Genomic DNA, 2,835 nt, shown 5'->3' with positions numbered 1-2,835 from the left:
CCTGAACCGTCCCACCTCGAAGCGTCGATCATGAAGTTGTTGTCGCGACACGCCGAGCGGAGCGACAACAACTTCATGATCGACGCTGTGGGGTGGGTCAGTTGCGGGGGTCGAAGAGGTCCCCGAGGTCGACCAGGGTGACCGGGGCGCCGTTGAGCAGTACCCGGGCCGGCGGGACCACCCCGGCCACCGGGGCGAGGGCCACCCCGCGCAGCCGCAGCGGACCGCTCGTACCCGCCCGCAGGGTGTCCCCGTCGCGGACCGCCTCGACGACGGTGTCCCCGTCGACGTCGTGTACCACGGTGTGGCCGGTGGTACCACCCCAGCTCACCAGGGTCACGTCGGTGAACGGGCCGTCGGCGACCGTCTCGGCGGGCGGGCCGACCGGCAGCAGCGCACCGTGCCGGACGAACAGCGGTACCCGGTCCAGGGGTACGTCGACGCGTAGGTACCGACCACCGGCGTGGACCAGCCCGGTGACCGTGTCCACCCAGTCGTCGCCGGCCGGCAGGTAGACCTCCCGCCGCCCGTCCGGGTTGGTCATCGGGGCGACCAGCAGGTCGGTGCCGAGCCGGTACTCCAGGTCGGTCCGCCAGGCGGCCGGGTCGTCGGGGGTGTCCACCAGCAGGGCCCGCATCATCGGTGCCCCGGTGCGGGCCGCCTCGACCGCCGCAGACCAGAGGTACGGCATCAGCCGGTAGCGCAGTCGCAGCGCCGCCACCGCGTCCCGTTCGGTCGCGGCCGGGAAGTCCCACGGCAGGCGGCTGGTGGTGCCGTGCAGCCGGACCAGCGGTGACAGCGCCCCGAACTGGGTCCACCGGACGTAGAGGTCCGGTTCGGGGGTGCCGTGGAACCCGCCGGTGTCGTGACTCCAGAACGGTACGCCGGAGAGCCCGTGGGACAGGCCACCGCGCAGGGTGCTGGCCAGGGCCGGCCAGGTGGCGTTGACGTCGCCGCTCCACTGTGCGCTGTGCCGCTGCCCGCCGAGGTAGGAGGAGCGGGCCCAGACCGTGGAGTGCCCGGCTACCTCCCGGGTGACGGCGGCGACCACGTCGTTGAACAGCAGGGTGTACACGTTGTGCAGCTCGGTGCCGGTCATCCCGTTGGCGGCCACCGCGTCGGCGGGTACCCCCTCGGCGAAGTCGGTCTTGAACACCGCCACGCCCTGCTCCAGCAGCGGCCGGAGCAGCCCGGCGAACCAGTCGGTCGCCGCCGGGTTGGTGAAGTCGACGATCGCGCTGGCCGGGTAGCTGCCGTGCCACACGTCGGCCACGTAGGTGCCGCCGTCGGCGTCGCGCAGGAAGTAGCCGGCCTCGGCCGCCTCGGCGAACAGCGGGCTGTCCGTCATCAGGTACGGGTTGATCCACAGGCAGACCCGGAAGCCCTGTCCGGTCAGGGTGGCCAGCATGCCGGCCGGATCGGGGAACTGCGCGTCGTCCCAGCGCAGCTCCGACCAGCGGCCGGCGACCTGCCAGTAGCAGTCCAGGTGCAGTACGTCGCAGGGGATGCTCCGGTCCCGGATCCGGCGGGCCCGGTCGAGCACCTGCTCCTGGCTGTCCGGGTAGAAGCCCGAGGAGATCCAGGCACCGAAGGCCCACCTCGGTGGCAGTGTCGGCCGGCCGGTCAGCCCGTCGAACCGGTCCAGGATCTCGGCCGGGGTCGGCCCGGCCAGGACGTAGTAGTCGATCAGGTCGTCCGGGACCAGGATCTGCACGCTGCTGTGGGTGGACTGGCAGACGTCGAACTGCACCGGCAGGCCGCTGTCGACCAGCACCCCGTAACCCCGGTTGGACAGGTAGAACGGCACGTTCTTGTGGGACCGGTCGGACTCGCTGCCGAAGGCGTCGAAGTTCCACATCAGGGCCCGCTGGCCACGCTTGTCCAGCGGGGTGAACTTCTCCCCGAAGCCGACGAACCGTTCGTCGCCCGGGGCCACGAAACTCTCGTGCCAGGCCACCACCGTGCCGTCGGTGTCCCGGGAGCGACCGAACGGCAGGGTGCGGGTCCGGCCGCTGATGTCGGTGGTACCGCCGTCCTGGTCGAGCAGGACCCGGCCGTCCGGGGCGAGGAACCGCAGGTGCCACGGGTCCAGCCGGATCTCGGCGACCAGGGCTCCGGCGTCGACGCGGACCACGGTGCGGTCGACCTCGACGCGGGCCGGGTGCGGTCGGGGTTGCACCAGCGGCAGGATCCGCGCCGAGCGGCTGCGGGCCTGCGGGTCCTCGGCGAGGCGTACCCGGACCACCCCGTCACCGACGGCCTCGACCCGGACCACCAGCGTCGCCCCGTCGGAGCTGGTGGCCTTGAACGTCACCCCGTGGGTGTCGGTGGCGGCCACCTCGGCGCGACCGACGACGGCCGGACCGCTGTCCCCGGCGGACCGTACCGGCAGGTCCGGTGGGTCGGCCACGAAGGTCTCGTACGGCACCAGGGGCGGTCGGTACGGCATGGCATTCTCCTCGGTCTGCCGGTTCAGGCCGGATTAGTTTCTTTGGAAACCCAACAAACTGTCAACGCGTGCCGGTCCGGGGGCGGCATTGACACGGGCCGCCCCGCTTCCTAGTTTGGCGATGTTCCAAACAAATCGGGGGGCGTGACATGTGGGACACCGGCCGGCTCTGCTACGGGGGCGACTACAACCCGGAACAGTGGCCGACCGAGGTCTGGCGGCAGGACGTCACGCTGATGCGGGCCGCCCGGGTCAACCTGGTCACCGTGGGGGTGTTCGCCTGGTCCCGACTGGAACCCGAGCCCGGCCGGTACACCCTCGACTGGCTCGACCGGGTGCTCGACCTGCTGCACGACGGCGACATCCGGGTCGCCCTGGCCACCCCC

2 protein-coding genes are annotated in these 2,835 nt (G+C 71.7%); one reads left to right on the top strand and one right to left on the bottom strand.

Annotated features, from left to right (window positions below; translation table 11 throughout):
- Positions 1 to 97: 97 nt before the first annotated feature.
- The gene (locus tag GSF22_RS32580; RefSeq protein WP_208817751.1) at positions 98 to 2,449 is read right to left on the bottom strand and encodes a TIM-barrel domain-containing protein; all 2,352 of its coding nucleotides are present in this window, start codon (positions 2,447 to 2,449) and stop codon (positions 98 to 100) included.
- Positions 2,450 to 2,598: 149 nt separating this feature from the next.
- Here GSF22_RS32580 and GSF22_RS32575 point away from each other — a divergent pair.
- A partial coding sequence (locus GSF22_RS32575; protein ID WP_244454552.1) for a beta-galactosidase occupies positions 2,599 to 2,835 on the top strand: 237 nt, incomplete at its 3' end.

The organism is Micromonospora echinofusca (assembly GCF_017614955.1).
GTDB lineage: Bacteria > Actinomycetota > Actinomycetes > Mycobacteriales > Micromonosporaceae > Micromonospora > Micromonospora echinofusca_A.
This window is presented reverse-complemented; position numbering and strand designations above follow the sequence as displayed.

What these genes read in the sequence shown, in the direction of transcription:
- GSF22_RS32580 (WP_208817751.1), bottom strand. Translation starts at nt 2,449, where the DNA reads ATGCCGTACCGACCGCCCCTGGTGCCGTACGAGACCTTCGTGGCCGAC.